The 15,963-nt window shown below is 53.3% G+C and carries 22 protein-coding genes and 1 pseudogene; 21 read left to right on the top strand and 2 right to left on the bottom strand.

Annotation, left to right across the window (positions count from 1 at the left end; all coding sequences use genetic code 11):
- The 4 genes and pseudogenes from ACMWL8_RS23495 to ACMWL8_RS23480 form a co-directional block, all read left to right on the top strand.
- Positions 1 to 63 (top strand): annotated as a pseudogene (locus tag ACMWL8_RS23495) (type II toxin-antitoxin system mRNA interferase toxin, RelE/StbE family); the annotation flags it as partial.
- A 71-nt stretch (positions 64 to 134) separates the two neighbouring features.
- Positions 135 to 293 carry a type I toxin-antitoxin system Hok family toxin gene (locus ACMWL8_RS23490; protein ID WP_013087178.1) on the top strand — a complete coding sequence of 53 codons (159 nt, stop codon included), beginning with the start codon at positions 135 to 137 and terminating at the stop codon, positions 291 to 293.
- Between the two features lie 878 nt (positions 294 to 1,171).
- Positions 1,172 to 1,465, top strand: a complete 294-nt coding sequence (locus tag ACMWL8_RS23485; protein WP_032663725.1) for a hypothetical protein — start codon at positions 1,172 to 1,174, stop codon at positions 1,463 to 1,465.
- A 16-nt stretch (positions 1,466 to 1,481) separates the two neighbouring features.
- Entirely contained in the window at positions 1,482 to 2,303 is an 822-nt protein-coding gene (locus ACMWL8_RS23480) for a DUF932 domain-containing protein (protein WP_032663726.1), read from the top strand.
- A gap of 28 nt (positions 2,304 to 2,331) precedes the next feature.
- On the opposite strand, the gene ACMWL8_RS23475 is transcribed toward ACMWL8_RS23480, so the two are convergent.
- Positions 2,332 to 2,871, bottom strand: coding sequence for a lytic transglycosylase domain-containing protein (locus tag ACMWL8_RS23475; protein ID WP_032663727.1), 540 nt, complete (start codon positions 2,869 to 2,871; stop codon positions 2,332 to 2,334).
- Positions 2,872 to 3,515: 644 nt separating this feature from the next.
- Between ACMWL8_RS23475 and ACMWL8_RS23470 the strand changes: the two genes are divergently transcribed.
- Positions 3,516 to 3,902: a relaxosome protein TraM gene (locus ACMWL8_RS23470; RefSeq protein WP_032663732.1), complete on the top strand. Its 387-nt coding sequence runs from the start codon at positions 3,516 to 3,518 to the stop codon at positions 3,900 to 3,902.
- 38 nt (positions 3,903 to 3,940) lie between these two features.
- On the opposite strand, the gene ACMWL8_RS23465 is transcribed toward ACMWL8_RS23470, so the two are convergent.
- Positions 3,941 to 4,582: an Arc family DNA-binding protein gene (locus ACMWL8_RS23465; RefSeq protein WP_032663733.1), complete on the bottom strand. Its 642-nt coding sequence runs from the start codon at positions 4,580 to 4,582 to the stop codon at positions 3,941 to 3,943.
- 196 nt (positions 4,583 to 4,778) lie between these two features.
- On the opposite strand from ACMWL8_RS23465, the gene ACMWL8_RS23460 reads away from it, so the two are divergent.
- From ACMWL8_RS23460 to ACMWL8_RS23385, 16 genes are all read left to right on the top strand, one after another.
- Complete coding sequence (locus ACMWL8_RS23460) at positions 4,779 to 5,132, top strand: type IV conjugative transfer system pilin TraA (RefSeq protein WP_032645467.1); 354 nt, start codon at positions 4,779 to 4,781, stop codon at positions 5,130 to 5,132.
- A 3-nt stretch (positions 5,133 to 5,135) separates the two neighbouring features.
- Positions 5,136 to 5,438 carry a type IV conjugative transfer system protein TraL gene (traL, locus tag ACMWL8_RS23455; RefSeq protein ID WP_023338040.1) on the top strand — a complete coding sequence of 101 codons (303 nt, stop codon included), beginning with the start codon at positions 5,136 to 5,138 and terminating at the stop codon, positions 5,436 to 5,438.
- A 6-nt stretch (positions 5,439 to 5,444) separates the two neighbouring features.
- Positions 5,445 to 6,026: a TraE/TraK family type IV conjugative transfer system protein gene (locus ACMWL8_RS23450; RefSeq protein ID WP_033488175.1), complete on the top strand. Its 582-nt coding sequence runs from the start codon at positions 5,445 to 5,447 to the stop codon at positions 6,024 to 6,026.
- Positions 6,027 to 6,037: 11 nt separating this feature from the next.
- A complete protein-coding gene (gene traK, locus ACMWL8_RS23445) occupies positions 6,038 to 6,778 on the top strand; it encodes a type-F conjugative transfer system secretin TraK (RefSeq protein WP_033488176.1) in 741 nt (246 codons plus the stop codon).
- 2 nt (positions 6,779 to 6,780) lie between these two features.
- On the top strand, positions 6,781 to 8,184 hold the full coding sequence (traB, locus tag ACMWL8_RS23440) for an F-type conjugal transfer pilus assembly protein TraB (RefSeq protein ID WP_033488185.1): 1,404 nt from the start codon (positions 6,781 to 6,783) through the stop codon (positions 8,182 to 8,184).
- A 95-nt stretch (positions 8,185 to 8,279) separates the two neighbouring features.
- Complete coding sequence (locus ACMWL8_RS23435; RefSeq protein WP_032663619.1) at positions 8,280 to 8,744, top strand: hypothetical protein; 465 nt, start codon at positions 8,280 to 8,282, stop codon at positions 8,742 to 8,744.
- Between the two features lie 130 nt (positions 8,745 to 8,874).
- Positions 8,875 to 9,702, top strand: a complete 828-nt coding sequence (locus ACMWL8_RS23430) for a prohibitin family protein (protein WP_196481024.1) — start codon at positions 8,875 to 8,877, stop codon at positions 9,700 to 9,702.
- A 61-nt stretch (positions 9,703 to 9,763) separates the two neighbouring features.
- Positions 9,764 to 10,159: a hypothetical protein gene (locus ACMWL8_RS23425; RefSeq protein ID WP_032663621.1), complete on the top strand. Its 396-nt coding sequence runs from the start codon at positions 9,764 to 9,766 to the stop codon at positions 10,157 to 10,159.
- Between the two features lie 58 nt (positions 10,160 to 10,217).
- Entirely contained in the window at positions 10,218 to 10,772 is a 555-nt protein-coding gene (gene traV / locus ACMWL8_RS23420; protein WP_032663624.1) for a type IV conjugative transfer system lipoprotein TraV, read from the top strand.
- On the top strand, positions 10,769 to 11,023 hold the full coding sequence (locus tag ACMWL8_RS23415) for a hypothetical protein (protein WP_032663625.1): 255 nt from the start codon (positions 10,769 to 10,771) through the stop codon (positions 11,021 to 11,023). Before traV ends, ACMWL8_RS23415 begins: the two co-directional genes overlap by 4 nt.
- The gene (gene traC, locus ACMWL8_RS23410) at positions 11,020 to 13,629 is read left to right on the top strand and encodes a type IV secretion system protein TraC (protein ID WP_063438678.1); all 2,610 of its coding nucleotides are present in this window, start codon (positions 11,020 to 11,022) and stop codon (positions 13,627 to 13,629) included. Before ACMWL8_RS23415 ends, traC begins: the two co-directional genes overlap by 4 nt.
- Positions 13,626 to 14,042, top strand: a complete 417-nt coding sequence (trbI, locus tag ACMWL8_RS23405) for a type-F conjugative transfer system protein TrbI (protein ID WP_032663628.1) — start codon at positions 13,626 to 13,628, stop codon at positions 14,040 to 14,042. Before traC ends, trbI begins: the two co-directional genes overlap by 4 nt.
- Complete coding sequence (gene traW, locus ACMWL8_RS23400; protein ID WP_032663630.1) at positions 14,039 to 14,674, top strand: type-F conjugative transfer system protein TraW; 636 nt, start codon at positions 14,039 to 14,041, stop codon at positions 14,672 to 14,674. Before trbI ends, traW begins: the two co-directional genes overlap by 4 nt.
- Positions 14,671 to 15,063 (top strand): hypothetical protein, encoded by a 393-nt coding sequence (locus tag ACMWL8_RS23395; RefSeq protein WP_032638128.1) that lies wholly within the window; start codon positions 14,671 to 14,673, stop codon positions 15,061 to 15,063. Before traW ends, ACMWL8_RS23395 begins: the two co-directional genes overlap by 4 nt.
- A complete protein-coding gene (locus ACMWL8_RS23390; protein WP_032663633.1) occupies positions 15,054 to 15,332 on the top strand; it encodes a hypothetical protein in 279 nt (92 codons plus the stop codon). Before ACMWL8_RS23395 ends, ACMWL8_RS23390 begins: the two co-directional genes overlap by 10 nt.
- Positions 15,323 to 15,868, top strand: coding sequence for a hypothetical protein (locus ACMWL8_RS23385; RefSeq protein ID WP_072254587.1), 546 nt, complete (start codon positions 15,323 to 15,325; stop codon positions 15,866 to 15,868). Before ACMWL8_RS23390 ends, ACMWL8_RS23385 begins: the two co-directional genes overlap by 10 nt.
- Positions 15,869 to 15,963: the final 95 nt, after the last annotated feature.

The raw sequence follows: 15,963 nt of genomic DNA, 5'->3' as shown, positions 1-15,963 counted from the left end.
ATTTCTGTTGGGAAAAGAGAACGCTCGGAAGTATATAGCGAGGCGGTCAAACGCATTCTCTGAACCAAAGCATGACATCTCTGTTTCGCACCGAAGGTGACACTTCTGCTTTGCGTTGACAGGAGAAGAAGGCCATGAAACTGCCGCGAAACACCCTGCTCTGGTGCGTATTAATAGTGTGTCTCACACTGCTGATATTCACTTACCTGACACGGAAATCGCTCTGCGAAATCCGGTACAGGGACACGGACAGGGAGGTGGCGGCTTTTATGGCTTACGAATCCGCTAAGTAGCTAACCCCGGCGGGGGGAAACCCCCGCCATTCAGGGGCTGAGACTGTGTGGACATGCCTGAAGCGCCTTTATGAAGGGGTTGCCGGTTTACCGGTAGCCCCTTTTTCCATCCCGAAGGGTGCAGTCGCATGCATGAACAACCCGGAAGGTCTGTTCCCCTGCGGGGAACGGGGGAAGGGGGACGCGCCTCCGGCGCTGCCCCTCGGCTCCCTCCGTCTTGTCAAAACGCCTGCCCTTCCTGCCTGATTTTGCTGAAGTCAGAGCGCCATGAGTTACCTGCCTGTACCTGGCTTCAGCCTGGTTTTCCCTGTGTTCTTCATCCCGGGCGTCATATCCGTCGTCCTGCTGGTTATCTTTCTCCGCTGCAGCTCCGTGGCCATAACCCGAAAACAGGGCAGGGCGATGGCCCCCTTCGGCTCCCGGCCAGCGCTGCTGTCCGGTCGTCGAGCCCCACTCCGCCAGGGCGGCTGCTGCGCACCCGCCGGGCTCCGCCGAACCCCTTCGGGTTTCGGGCTGACGCTAGGGTCTGATGGCTAAGGTCAAGGGCTGCGGCTTCTCCGGCCGTGCCGTCCGGAACGCCTTCACCGCGCCGGCTGATGCCGTCGCTTTAATGGCGCCACGCCGTTCCGCCGTGTCGGGTGTGTGCATCCTGTTCCCCCCGGTGAAGCCATCCCCCGTGTGTCCTCACGCGGAGGGCTGCTTGTAGCACCGTCAGTTCGTCATCCGAAGGGTGAAATGCACTCCGCCAAAACTTTTTGCGTGCCGCAAAAACTTTCGTCTCCGCCCTTCTCCTGCCGCCCTGCCGTTGCTCCTTTGCCCTTTGCCGCGAGAGAACTCACCAGGGAGATGGACAACCATCACCACAGGAGAAAACCAGGATGCACACACGAAACGTCAACGTCAAAACCGCCGCTCAAGAATCTACCGGAAGATGTGATTCAAACCTCACCATGTCCCAGTTCATGGATCTGTTTTGCTGGGTCCTGGCAGCATCGGAAGGGGAGCCACAACCGGCAATTTTTACGCCGCCAGAGAATGCCACTGAGCTGACGTTAATTAATGACGAATGCCCGGATTATATCTCTGTTTGGGTTGCAGATGGTCGCCCGGTGGCAGCTGCAATGCCGCTGGATAATTTTCACCGCGTTATTCCTTCATCACTTACTAAATAATCAGGAGTAAATAAAAATGGTCAGTTTCGCAAGCCGCTATCGTATGCCTACCTCGATCCGTAAAGACCGTCCGTTGACGAATGAGGAATTACAGCTCATCGTTCCGAGCGCGTTTTCATCGGATAAACACGATTCACGCTCTGAACGCTATACATATATCCCGACCATAAACATACTTGATCGTTTACGTGATGAAGGTTTTCAGCCGTATTATGCAACGCAGTCACGTACACGTGACCAGGATAAACGCGACTTTACAAAGCATATGCTTCGCCTGCGTCGTCATGACCAGATTAACGGAAAAGAAGTACCGGAAATTATTCTGCTGAATAGCCATGATGGTTCAAGCAGCTATAAAATGATCCCCGGTATGTTCCGTCAGGTTTGCAGTAATGGGTTGGTTGCGTGGAAGGATTTTGGTGAAATCCGCGTACCCCACAAAGGAGATATTGTTGGGCAGGTTATCGAAGGCGCTTACACGGTGCTGAAAACATTTGACGCGGTTGATGAAAATATAGACCTCATGAAAAGCATTCAGCTGACTTTGCCTGAGCAACGCCTTTTTGGTGCGACCGCCCTGGAACTTAAGTACGATGGAAAACCAGCGCCGATTACACCGGAGCAAATTATTAACCCTCGCCGTGTGCTCGACAGAGGCCAGGATTTATGGACCACGTTTAACGTGGTGCAGGAAAATGTGATCCGTGGGGGGATTCGTGGCAGAACGGAAAAAGGGAAGATCACCAGAACGCGGGAAGTCACCGGAATAGATGGTGACATCAAATTAAATCAGGTGCTCTGGAAAATGGCTGAGGAGTTTGCAAAACTGAAGGCCTGAAAATTAAGCCGCTCAACAGAGCGGCTTTTTACTGTCCGCTGTTAAGCGATGCTGTTTCTGCAGTTTTTATCTCATGCTCCTTACCCGCAGCTGGCGCGAGACGTTCAGAAAGTATTTTTTTTCTGGCCAGTAATACGCGATATATATTCTTGATATTCTGTGCATAGGCCTTGCGCTGCGCAATGAGCTTTTTGCTCGGCCCCGTATTATACATCCCTACGCTGTCCCAGTTTTTTCCGTATGACCTGAAGTTGTGCGCCAGTACCCATGCACCCGTATAGACGCAGATACATGGATCATTCAATAGGCGCTCACGGGTAATATTGAAGTTTTTAAGTTTACCGTAATGGGAACTGTTCACCTGCATACCACAGACATCTTCCGTTCCATTCCTGTTTGATCCATTTATCGCATCCGGTACCAGATGGCTCTCTTTAATCGAAATTGACATAAGCAGTAGTGGATCAATTTGATAATCTTTCCCGGCCTGATCAAAGCACATCTGCGGAGTTGCGCCAGCAGATAGCGAAAGAGTCAGCAAAGCAGCAGGCAGTAACGATATTTTCATGGTTTGGCCTTTTAGCGAAATAAACGGGCCCTGGAGAGGCGCATTAAAAAATACCCCGGCGGATCGTCGTAATCAAGTAAATTCACTACAAACGCGCGTGAACGCTTTCCTGATGGGATTTTACATCTGTCCGAAATAAACATGTCAGAGCAGTAGGCGGTATTAACATGCCGCTCTTTACTAACCCTTTAAAACATCACACCCCACGCAAGACTTCGTCTTGCAGATTTTTTCTTTAATTTCAATTATATGAATGTGCCGACTTTTCGAGATGTTAAAGTGTATGCTCTTAATGTGTGTTGATTAACACACATTACAGTGCCTTTACCCCACACACACCAGTGCTTATTTAGGCACTGCTGTGTGTGTCAATCAAGCACTGCTCAGTGTGGGGATTGTGTGTACATAATAAATAGAGTAACTTAAAACGAAGCAGTGCCTAATCAGCACACTTGATGGTGCCGGATTAACACACATAATAGTGCCGAATTAGCACACTCCACGGTGCTGGATTAGCACACACCCAGGCAAGGTATTCATACTGAAATTCAATAGCTTGCCACAGGAACTAAACACATATGGTCACCACAGAACTCAATTGCAGTGCCGCATTAGGCACTGCATGAAATTCACGAGAAAATACCATGCCAAGAAAAAACATCTACTTCAAAGACAAAATCGACCGTGAGATACAGGATATTCTGGAAATAGAACTTCAGAAGGGCGCCACAACCTCAGATATGAATTATTCATCCATTGTGAACGAACTAGTCAGACTGGGACTCATGGTGTATAAATCGAAAGAAGAAGGCAACTCTTTCGACCTTGAAGGTTTCAGGCGGGACCTCATTAAAAAAGTATCAGGGTCACGTGAAGGCATTATGATTCTAACCGCCCTGATTTCCGATATCTTCGTAATGCTCAAAGGACCAGACTCCGGACTGAAACTTGAAGAACTTATAAACACGAACATTAGTGCAATTAATGATGCAGAAGATAAAGCTGAAAAGGACCATTTCCTCACAGAGTAAATCAGCACAACTGGCCGGAAAGCTCCGGCCAGAATCGATCACTGAGACGGCTTTTCATCCCACGGGAGGTCACTTTTTTCCACCTCCCTTATTTTTTCCTTCAGAAACACCTCGAATTCCATACAGAGAATTTTAAGCGCCTGCGCATCCTCGTTCTGTTCAAGCAACCTTTCCGTAAAATAACCCAGAGTATTCATCAGGCGGGTAAGCATTTCATCATTCAGACTACGGTTATGCACCTTCGCCATTGCTCTGATTTCATCCGCAAGATTCTCAGGAATACGCATGCTATATCCGGTTGTTTTTCCTGGAAGCAAAACCCTTTCACCCTCACGCCACATCCATAATTGCTCCTGTTTTGGCGGAGTTTTTACTTCACTCACGGCATCAACGGATTCACTATCAAGTAATTGCCCTAGCCATTCTTCAAATCTCACCGCCAGTGCAATAAGCCGCTCACCCTCCGCAGTTTTAATGACAGGTTTCCCGGGCTGATAATTCAGCGACAACAAAAGCCTGGCAATAATTTCCTCATTCACACTTCTATTGCCAGCCCTGGCACATATTCTCAGCTCCATAAGCAGATTATCCGGAGCACGCAATCGCCACTCCACCGCTTCACCTGGCTGGAACTTGCGTGGACGGCCGCGACCATCCCACATTTTCTCTTTTACTTTCATAGCTATAGATCCCGGAGGCCATTTCTGAACTTTCTGGTCAACAAAGCCTACCCACTTACATATTCGGATAAATCTGAATGATTCCAAAAAATGTGACATGCGTCACAGTTTTTTTTTTTTAGGGTCATGGGACAATTGCGCCCGCGTAAACAAGCACTTACGCGATTCACTTTTGTTTACTTCGGAGAAAACAAACATGTTAACCAAAGGCAGTGCCCTTAACGTCGGTAAGGGATGGGCGGTAGCGTCTTTATTCCGCAAAGCTCGCGAAAATCGCAAAGCTAAATTTTACTTAAAGTCAGCAGGTGCTTTTTTAATTGCACTCATGGTCACTCACCCGGCATTCGCATCTGGTACTGACCTTCTTTCCTCACAGAACACCACGGTTAATTCCACCTTCGGTTCTGGTTCCTCACTGGTTAAATGGTTCTACATCGCCGAAATCATCATGGGCCTGTTTATTTACATTAAGGCCCGCTCACCACTGGTGTTCGTCGGTATCGTTATGGCAATCATCTTTACCCGTGTCGCCTTTGGCATCGCGAGCTAAATGATGAATGGGGAAGGAGATAAATATAACTTCCCGGAAACAATGAACCAGCAGGACCGCTATTTAGGCTTACCGATTGACGAATTGATTGTTACTGCACCCCTTTTAGTTTTGGGGGTGCTTAACAATCTGTCACTCGAACTTGGTGTAATCGCGGGAATCCTCTGGTTTATCGTCAGATATCTGAAAAAAGGGCAGGGGTCATACTGGTTACTTAATTTCTGTTACTGGCACCTGCCATCACTTTTATTCAAAGTAACCTTTCGCCAGATACCTGATTCAAGTTTCCGGCACTGGAGGGCATAGTTTTTCATGAAACTGAATATTAAAGGAGAGCGCGATAAACAACTCCGCTATGCGTTTATTGGTCTTTCAGCTTTAACTTTACTCATGGGCGCAGGGAATGTACTGACAGGGTCACTGGCATGGTATTTCGCCACAACCCAGAAAACCATCACTACGCCATTAACGTTTAACCGCCCATTTGCATCAGATTCTAAAAGTGTCGATGCCACCGGCCTGACACAGTTCGCCGCTTCCTTTATTTACTGGCGACTGAACGTTACTCCGGAAAACATCGAACATAACCAGAAAATGATTCTTGGATTTGTCCCCTCCGCCGAACGGGACGTACTCAAGAAAGCCCTGGACATAGAAACTGAGCGCATTCAGAAAGCGGGCATCACCACTCAGTTCGACACGAAAGAAATTCGCGTCATGGATGATGGCTCCGTGCAGTACAGCGGGGTACTGAAATCCTCCACCACAAACGGCGCAATCATCACGCCACTGAAAGACCAGGAAAAAACCTACCGACTGAAACTGAGCTATGACAACGGTGTGATTAACCTCCACAGCTTTGAAGAACTCAAGCCGGTATCTCCCACTAACTGACAGGACTGCCCATGAAATTTCGCATTTCACCGGCAGCTGCTGCTGTGTTTCTGGCAGCGGGATTATTTACAAGCGGCCTTCGGGCCGCTTCCGCACCCGCAGCCATTCCGTTTGAGAACGACGCCGCCTTTAACGTCACTCTCAGCAACACCAACCCGAGCAAGGTTGTTGTAGACGGAGAACTCATTACCAGCATCAGCGGACCAACCGGTGCGTATGACCAGAGCCAGACCGAGGACGGAGCGCTCATTCTGTCTCCGCTTATCGGCCAGAACTTCACCCTGTTTATCCAGACTGACCACGGTTCATCGCTGAGCCTGAACGTCAGGCCGCAGCCGGGTAACGGCAAAACACTGCGCTTCACCCCGATGTCACCACCACTTCGCAAGAACGACGATGCGAAGGCATGGGAAGAAGGGCAGACCTATGAAAAAACGCTGGTTGCGCTATCCCGCGCCGTAGTCAATGGTCAGGTGCCGGACGACTACCGGGAATACCCGGTCAGCCGCATGCCGGCTTACTCACCCGCCAGTGATGTACGCCTGACGCCTGAACGCCAGTTCGTAGGCAACCACCTTCGCGTGGTTCGCTTCCGGATGAGCAACCCGGGCAGCATCACCCGCAGCCTCCGCGAGCGCGATTTCTGGCTCAAGGGCGTCCGGGCCGTAATGCTGTCACAGAATCAGCTCTACGCTGGCGGTGAGGGGTATGCCTGGATTGTGTTTTCAGATGACGGAGGCGCCCACCCATGACCATCAGCCTGAATGAAAACCTGAAAACCCGCCGCAAGCAGCTGGCCATCCTGGCCGCCGTCATCATTGGCGGCGCAGCTGCAGCAGGCGGCGTAATGTGGTATGGGCAATACCAGCAAAAACAAAAGCAACCCGCACCAGCTGCAACACCAAACCTGACCGGCGTGGTGACCGCGACGTTTAACGAGCAGGTCAACGATGCCGCACTGACGCAGCAGCAGGCAAAGACCTCCGCTCTTGAGCAAAACCTTGCCACGCTTGCCCAGCAGTTCGCGCAGAACAAGCTCACCACCGAGCAAAAGCTGGCCGAAAAGGACGCTGAAATTCAGCGCCTGAACGACCAGCTTACGAAAGGCCCCGGCAGCAACCAGACCACTGGCCAGCAGACACCACCTGCAGGTCCGAACGGAACACCACTCCCAGGTCCCGTTGCTGCCGGTCAGGCCCGACCACCGGAATACAATGTAACCCCCACAGGTGCACCGGCCGCCACCGGTGTGAATATGGGGCAAGGTGCAGCGTTTTACCCGGGCGGCTCCGGCCAGCGCATGACAGGCGGTCTGTCGACAACAAAGTTCAGCTACGACAGCCTGAAGAAAAAGCCAACCAAACTCCCCTGGATTCCATCTGGCTCTTTCTCTGATGCTGTTCTGATTGAGGGGGCCGACGCGAACGCCAGCGTCACCGGTCAGCAGAATACCAGCCCTGTTACTATCCGCCTGCAGGGCAACATTCAGATGCCCAACAACAAAGAGTTCAACGCTGACGGTTGCTTTATTGTGGGTGAGATGTGGGGCGATATTTCCAGCGAACGCGGAAACGTCCGCACTCAATCCATCAGCTGCATACTGAAAAACGGCAAGCACGTGGACATGGAGTTTCAGGGGCATGTCAGCTTCCAGGGTAAAGGCGGCATTCGCGGCAAGCCGGTCATGCGAAACGGCATGATTGTCGGCTATGCCGGCGCTTCCGGCCTCCTGTCAGGCTTTGGAGAAGGCATCAAATCTGCCGCCACACCATCCGTCGGCCTCGGTGCCACTGCAAGTGTTGGCGCAGGTGATGTGTTTAAGCAGGGCTTCGGAGGCGGAGCCAGCAAGGCGGCCGACACGCTGAGCCAGTACTGGATTAAGCGCGCCGAGCAGTACCATCCGGTAATTGATATCGGTGCCGGCAACCAGGTCACAGTCGTGTTCCAGAAGGGTTTCCGCCTTGAAACCATCGAGGACGCCGAGGACGCTAAAGCGAAAGAGGAACTACAGAAAGCCGGCAACGCCGCGCAGAACGCCGTGACTCCTCAACCGGCGAGCCAGACCACTGCATCCAGTACCACCTCAGTCGGCAACATCAACCCGGATGACGTTCTCCGTCAGGCCAGTCAGCTGCGCCTTGGTGACACCATCAATTGATGAGGAAATGCAGATGTCTGCTCGTAAAACAACAGCACAGGGAGGCGGTTACAACGGACCTGACATCCAAAGCGGCAGCAAAAAGGATAAACGTAATGCGTGGCGAAGAGCGTAATAACAGCCTGCTCAGGAGCATGCGGATACATATTGCTGAATGGGAGGCGGGACGCGCCACTCCGGAAGGAAGCCGGTTCATGTTTATCTGGCTTGCCATGTACCTTGGGACCGCGTGGCCGGCTCTCGCGTACTGCCAGCCACTTTTGGCGCTGGGTTTTCTGGTTATCTGGTTCTTTCCGAGTCAATGGATATGCAGGCGAATTGTCCCCCGCTACAACGAAAGCTGGGCGGAGGTATTCGACAGGAAGCTTTCTGATTATGAACCCTTGAATTTGCCCGCCTGGGAACACCTTAAGCACCAGGCCGAAACGGAGGGGCTGACGGTCAGCATTGTCAGCAACTGGTATCAGGAGGAAGCGAGGTCCGTCTGGCCAGAAAAGAAACCAGACCTGAAGTTTCTCCATAAAACTACTGACCGTCGCGGGAAAACGGGAGAGGAGTGAAACGTAATACGGCAATCCCCCTAATCACCCCACCTCCCGCATCAAAACTGAAATCAATATCAATGGTGGCTATATGAGATACACAACCGATTCAGAAATAGGTCTTAACCCTCGCGGGCTTTTCCTCATCATGGGGGGAGCTATCGTCATCGCCAGCCTGCTTATTGCCTGGCTCTCATTTTACAGTATTAACGAAGGTGAAAGGGGAGTGCTGCTGCGAAACGGGCGTATTGTTAAAGTCGCTCAGCCCGGCCTGGGACTGAAATGGCCGATCATCGAAAGCGTGGAGAAAATAACCGTAAGGAATGAGGCCATGCTTTATGAAGGTATGAGCGCCTACAGCTTCGATCAGCAACCCGCAAAAATGACCGTATCCGTGAACTTCCATGTTCTGCCGACCGAAGTGGAACGCGTCTACAGTGGTTATCAGACGGTTGAGAACATGAAAACGCGGCTGATTGCCCGGCAGATACCTACACAGCTGGAAAACGTTTTTGGACGATATACCGCAATAAGCGCGGTTCAGGACAGAGCGAAGCTGGTACAGGATATGCAGGCCGCGCTACGGAAAAGTGTTGATGGACCGGTGGTGATTGATACCGTACAGATTGAAAACATCGACTTCTCGCCGGCGTATGAGAAATCCATTGAAGACAGAATGAAAGCAGAGGTGGCCATTGCCACACGGACGCAGAACCTCCAGACAGAGAAAATTCAGGCTCAGATAGCGGTCACTCAGGCTCAGGCCCAGGCTGACAGTAAACTGGCGGCAGCAAAGGCAGAAGCTGAATCAATACGCCTTCGCGGAGCCGCAGAAGCTGAATCCATACGCCAGCGCGGCGATGCACTTCGGGATAATCCCGGCCTGGTCAGTCTGACGACGGCTGAACGCTGGGATGGAAAGCTTCCGGCATCAATGATCCCCGGAGGTACCGTACCTTTCCTTTCGGTGAAGTAACCTCTGACAGCCTCTAATTGTTCACCATCACAACCCTGTAATTCATTTCACTGGAGTGTCTATGTCTGCAATTAGGGCACGTTCTTCATTACTAAAAACCCTGCACAACTATCGCTATTTCCTCATTCCAGCACTGGTATTCACTATCGAACTGACAGTGTGGGCAGTGCTCAATCTTAGAGGCGTGGGTGATATGGGCTGGGTCTCCTGGCGAGTGTCCCTGCTATTAAGCGTGTTCCTCGTATGCTTTAGCGGCTCTGCCTTTAACAAACGCGATGACTGGTACTTTATGTATGGTTCAGTCGTTCCGTGGGGAGGAATGCTGATAGGGACCATTGTTTATGGCTTCATCCAGATGAACCTGAACTTCCTGACGCTGGACATGTTTTATGCCGGCGTGTTTTGTAGCCTTGCTGTGCAGTTGCTTTTCACTGTGATTCAGTGCAACTGCAAATAATCGAAATTGAGTATTACCCCTCCCTGAATACCCCTTAAATTAAAACCGGAGTTACCCCATGAAAAATCTACTGGGTGCTGCACTGCTGTGCAGCGCACTGACCGGCTGCGCCGGTCTCAATTCTGATTTCGACTGCAACAAGACCGCGACCGACCAGTGCCTGACCACCGGTGAGGCCAACAAGCTGGCCGCTCAGGGTAAAAGTCTGGATGACCTGACGGCAGAGAAAACCGCAAAAAAGCCTGCGGGTGAAACCCTGCCGGCACTGCGCAATTCAGCACCGGTCGTGAATCCCTTCCGTCCCGTCTCCGCCGCAGCAACCGGAACCACTGCCGCTAAGCCTGTTGCACCGCGCCCTCTGACCACTGCGCCGGCGAAATCGTCTGGCTCGCTGGTCACGCCGCTGACCACGTCCAGTCATGCGACCCCTGTGCCGGTTAACACTGCGGGCCGCGTTCCGGTTCAGCGTATTCCTGACGCCACGCAGCGCCTGTGGATTGCACCCTGGGTGGACACGGACGACAACTTTCATCAGCCGGCTGTGGTCGAGTTCGTGAAAAACAAATCCCACTGGGATGAGAGCTACCGCGTCATCGGGGAGGGAGGGGAATGAGCAGCCACTACATTTCCGGCAGGAACGGCATCGAATATCTGGCGAAATCGTTAGCCCATTCACGGAAAGGAACGACGCAAATCACCGCCACACAGTCAATCGATACCGACGATGAAACGCTGGCCGTTCTGAGCGTGAGCTGTGACTGGCAGATTAAAACTGCCGGTGATGCCCCGCACTCCGGCCAGATGAACGAAGAGAAGCTGCGTCGCCTGGAGTTGATCCGGGCCGCTGCGGAGGGCCGAAAATGAGTTTTGTCGACAGCCTGATGGATATGCTGAAAAACGGGAAAGAGGAAGACGGTGCAGCAACGGCCCGCAACAACCTTTCCCAGACCTGGGACTATCCGTCCCTGGTTGCTGCGCTGCCTTACCGGTATTACGACGACAAAAATGAAATTTTCGTCAATGCCGGCTCTGCGGGCTTCATTATGGAAGCCGCGCCGCTTCCCGGCGCGAACGAGCAGGTGATGGCCGCGCTCGATGACATGCTGCGTAAGAAGCTGCCCCGCCAGACCCCTGTGACCGTCATTATGCTGGCCAGTAAGTGTGTCGGGGAACGTATCGATCGCGGCGTGAGTAACGACATGTGGAAAGGGGGGATGGCCGATCACCTCAATAAAATTACCCGCGCGTTCTGGCAGCGTTCCGCTCTGCACGGCCTGGCCAACGAACGGGAATACCCGCTCTACCTGCGTAACTACCGTATCTTTATTGTCTACGGTCAGCCCATTAAGCGCGCTTCCCAGGTTCAGCGGGTGATGGATGACCTGATTCAGATACGTAACACCATCCGCGTCTCACTGGGGGCCGCGCGCATCGACAGCATGAACACCGATGTGCACGCTTTCCTGTCTGCGGTACGCGAGCAGATGAACTACCGTCAGGAGCAGGTGCTGACATCCTCCGGGGATTACAACGAGGATGAAAAGCTTAACCGCCAGGTGGTTGATCCGGGAATTGACCTTAAGGTTCATCCATCGCATATCCGGATGGAGCTGCCGGAGACCATAGACGCGCGCGGGACACGCCTGCCGGCATCGGCATGCCGCATCATCAACATGCAGCTTGCTAAAAACCCGCGTCGATTCGCGCTCTGGCAGGGGGCTGACAATCTGCAGAACCTGCGCTTTCCCGATCTCGGGATACCCTGTCCCTTTATGTTGACCTGGACGACGGCGCTGGAAGAACAGACCAAAAGCCAGAGCGAGGCTTTCCGTAAAGACCAGGACCTCTCGAAAAAAGCCAACTCAGCCTACGCTGCACTGTTCCCCAACACCAAAAAGGCTGCAGAGGAATGGCGGCGCACCCGGGAGCAGCTGCACAGCAATGAAATCGCGCTCTGCAATACCTACTTCAACCTGACCCTGTTCGCCCCGGATAACAATACCGAGGCACAGAAGTGTGAACTGGCCGCCGTGAACGTGTTCCGTAAGAACGAGCTGGAAATGGTGACGATACAGTACCAGCAGATGCGTAACTGGCTGGCCAGTTTCCCGTTCGTCATGCAGGAAGGGATGTGGGAAGACCTGAAGATGACGGGGGCAACGCTGCGCTCCAAGTCATGGAACGCGGTGAGCCTGATGCCGGTCGTCGCCGAGCGCCAGCTGTCCAACGTGGGTATGCCATTGCCCACCTACCGGAACCAGGTTGCGTTCTACGACATGTTTGGTGAGGAGAACGGCAGTACCAACTTTAATATCGCCGTCACCGGCACGTCCGGGGCAGGTAAATCCTTCCTGACGCAGGGCATCCTTCGCGATGTACTGAATGCCGGGGGGTACGCCTGGGTTATCGACATGGGGGACAGCTACAAGAACTACTGTCACCAGGCCGGCGGGGTTTATCTCGATGGCTCTAAACTGCGCTTTAACCCGTTCGCCAACGTTAAGGACATTAATCATTCAGCGGAAGGGATTGTGCGCCTGCTGACGGTGCTCGCCAGTCCGACGCAGCCGCTGGATGGCATCTGTGAAGCGATCCTGCAGAAAGCGGTAATGGATGCGTGGGAGAAGAAGGCAAACAAAGCCCGTATCGACGACGTTCATAATTACCTGACTAATGAGGATGTGAATCAGGCGTCCGCTGACAAGCCGACCATCAACGCGCGTCTCGCTGAGCTGGCCATGCTGCTCGATACGTACTGCACCTGGGGACCTGACGGAGAATACTTCAACGCCGACACCCCGACGCTCGATGGTGAAACCCGCTTCGCGGTGCTGGAGCTGCTGAGCCTGGAAGACAAGCCGAAGCTGCTCTCGTCCATCCTGTTCTCGCTCATTCTGGCGATACAGGAAAAAATGTACCACAGCCCGCGCGACCTCAAAAAAGTCTGCATCATCGACGAGGCCTGGCGTCTGCTGGGTGGCTCCAACCCACACGCGGCAAGGTTTATCGAAACCGGCTACCGCACAGTGCGTCGTCACCGTGGGGCGTTTATCACTATCACCCAGGGCATCAAGGACTTCAGCGCCAGTAAGGAAGCAGAAGCCGCGTGGAACAACAGCTCCACCAAAATCACCCTCTTGCAGGATGCGAAGGCATTTAAACAGTACCTTGCCGATAACCCGGATCAGTTCTCGGACATGGAAAAAGAAGTTATCCGTGGCTTCCAGCCCGCCCTGCAGACCGGTTACAGCTCCCTGCTGATAAACGCCGGTGAATACAGCTCTTTCCATCGCCTGTTCGTCGACCCCGTGACGCGCGCCATGTTCAGCTCGCGCGGCGAGGACTTTGCTTTCATGCAGAAAGTGCAGAAAGAAGCGGGGGCGACTGCGGAAGAAGCGGCGTATCTGCTGGCGGAGAAAAAATACGGCAGTGAACTTCGTGAACTTGAAGAGTGGGTGAAAGCAGCATGAGTGAACAACAGAGCAAACCGTATGACGGCGACACCGTTCGGGACGGTGCAACTATGGCGGGATGGTTGACCTCCCGAAGAATGAAATTAGCAATCTGTGTGCTTGTCTCGCAGATGGTTATGACGGGGATAACATGGATTTACATGAAAAACACAGAGCCAGAGATTGTCGTTTTCGACATGAAGGGGACGGTGGACCTCTTCATGCAGCAGTCCGCTCAGTTACAGCTCGATGAAAACCGGGCTAAAGCGATGACCCAGCAATTCAACGCGGCGCTGACCGGCAGCCTGGATGCGTGGCAGTCCTCACACAACGCCATCGTTCTGGTGAAGCCGGCGGTGATGAGCCCGCAGCGCGATATCACGAATGAAGTCCGTGCTGATATTGCCCGACGCATCCAGGGGGGCCAGTGAAAAAACGACCGCAGCTGATGGCAATACTGCTGCTGATGTTCTCCGCCGGCAGCGGGGCGAAAGATCTCGGTACCTGGGGCAACGTCTTCGAGCCTGCAGAGCAGGACATGCTGGCGTTTATCCAGAATCGCCTAAAGGGAATGGAGCAGACGGGCGAGCTGGACCGCCTTCGCAAAGAGGCAACGGAAAGAGTGAAGGAGCATGCGGTACGTCCGACACCTGTGGAAGGGCTAACGAAAGCGAAGGAATACCGCAGCTTTGCCTGGGACCCGACATTTACCGTGAAGGAAACGATCACAGACATGCAGGGCAACGTGATCGCCCGCAAGGGCGATACGGTCAATCCTCTGGATAAGGTGCCTTTCAGCCAGGTGCTCTTTTTTATCGACGGCGATGATAAGGAGCAGGTGAACTGGACCCGACAGCAGCTCGCCGGCCAGACCAGCGTGAAGGTCATCCTGGTGAACGGCAACATCAAAGAAACCAGTGATGCGCTGAATGAACGTATCTACTTCGACCAGTCTGGCGTACTGACCCGTAAATTCGGTTTTGAACACATCCCCGCGCGGATATCGCGCGACGGCCACGTGATGAAAGTGGAAGAAATTCCGGTATCAGGAGCGAAAAAATGAGTGCAACAACGTTAGGTGACCTGTTTCCCGAAATGCGTCAGGCGGTCACATCCCATCGACGTTACGGCAGAAAACCGCGTAAACCCGCTGAGATAACGCCGCGCATGGGAACAGCAGAACGGCTGAAGACGCTGTATCCCGAAATTGACTCCTGGCATCCGGTACTGGTGACCAAAGCCTGGCTCCACTGGTGTGAGCAGAACCAGCAGGACAGCCGGGAGCCGTCCAGGCGTGATGAACGTTTCCCTGACTACATCATTCACCTCTTACTGGAGAACATGCGGGCCGAGGACAGCGCGAAACGTAAAAAGGGCCCGACGCTGTCACTTTCCGAGCGTCTCGACAGGTTGTTTGCAGGCGAAGGGCAGGAGAACGCCGAATGTCACTGATACACAATACCGCTGTGCCGCCAGCATCTCAGCATATGGCTGGTCACAATGCTTATACCAAAAGCTGTGACGAAACCGTAAATCAACTCTGTCAGCTATACCCTGAGATCGCTTCATGGCAACCGGCGCTGATCGCCGGTGCCTGGCACCAGTGGTGCGCGAATAACCAGCGTCAGCCTGTAGCGCCGGAAGAACGAGATGAGGCGTTTCCCCTGTACCTCGTCAGGCTTATCCGCAACAGAATGGAGGAGATGAACGCATGGCGTTAATCAGTTGCTTCACCGGACCTCAGGGGCTGCAGGGGATGCTCACCTGTTTGCGTGATACTGAGGGCATGACCGGTATTCTGGTCGTCATTGCGCTACTCGCTGGCTGGATTGTTGTTCAGTACGTGGCATGTGCCCGGCGTGAACGCCGGGCGTGGGAGAGCAGACCGGGAATACCTGTCCCTCTGGCGCAATTTGGCAGTGCCCGGCATGCCGATGCGGTTCACGCCTTTGCTAACCGGGAATACTATCAGATATTGCTCGCAGAGCTGGAAAAAGGCCTGACTGAGGCGGGCTATGCACTGACACGCGATGAATCACTGCGCGTGACGATCCCAGAGGCTGACCGGCTACAAATTAGCCGCCGGATTTTCCGGGCACGCCAGAACTATACGTCGCCGAGAGTCTCTGAGGAGGCGATGCAGGACAACTTAGATGCGGCAGTGAACGATGGGTACGCCGGCTCCTGGCTCAGCTTACTCATACGTGGCAGTGAGCGCATTGGCTGGTACATCACGAGACCGGCAAACAGCCAGTGATCAACCGCGCTGCCCTTCAGGATGTTCGGTGCTCACTGCGTTGCGCTCCGCCTCAGCCTGAATGTCATCCCGGTTTCCGATTAACCCCCGACCAG

The organism is Enterobacter sp. 04-C-12-SI-ECC, from assembly GCF_047530715.1.
GTDB lineage: Bacteria > Pseudomonadota > Gammaproteobacteria > Enterobacterales > Enterobacteriaceae > Enterobacter > Enterobacter bugandensis.
Note: the sequence above shows the minus strand (reverse complement) of the source record. Positions and strands in the feature narration are given on the sequence as shown.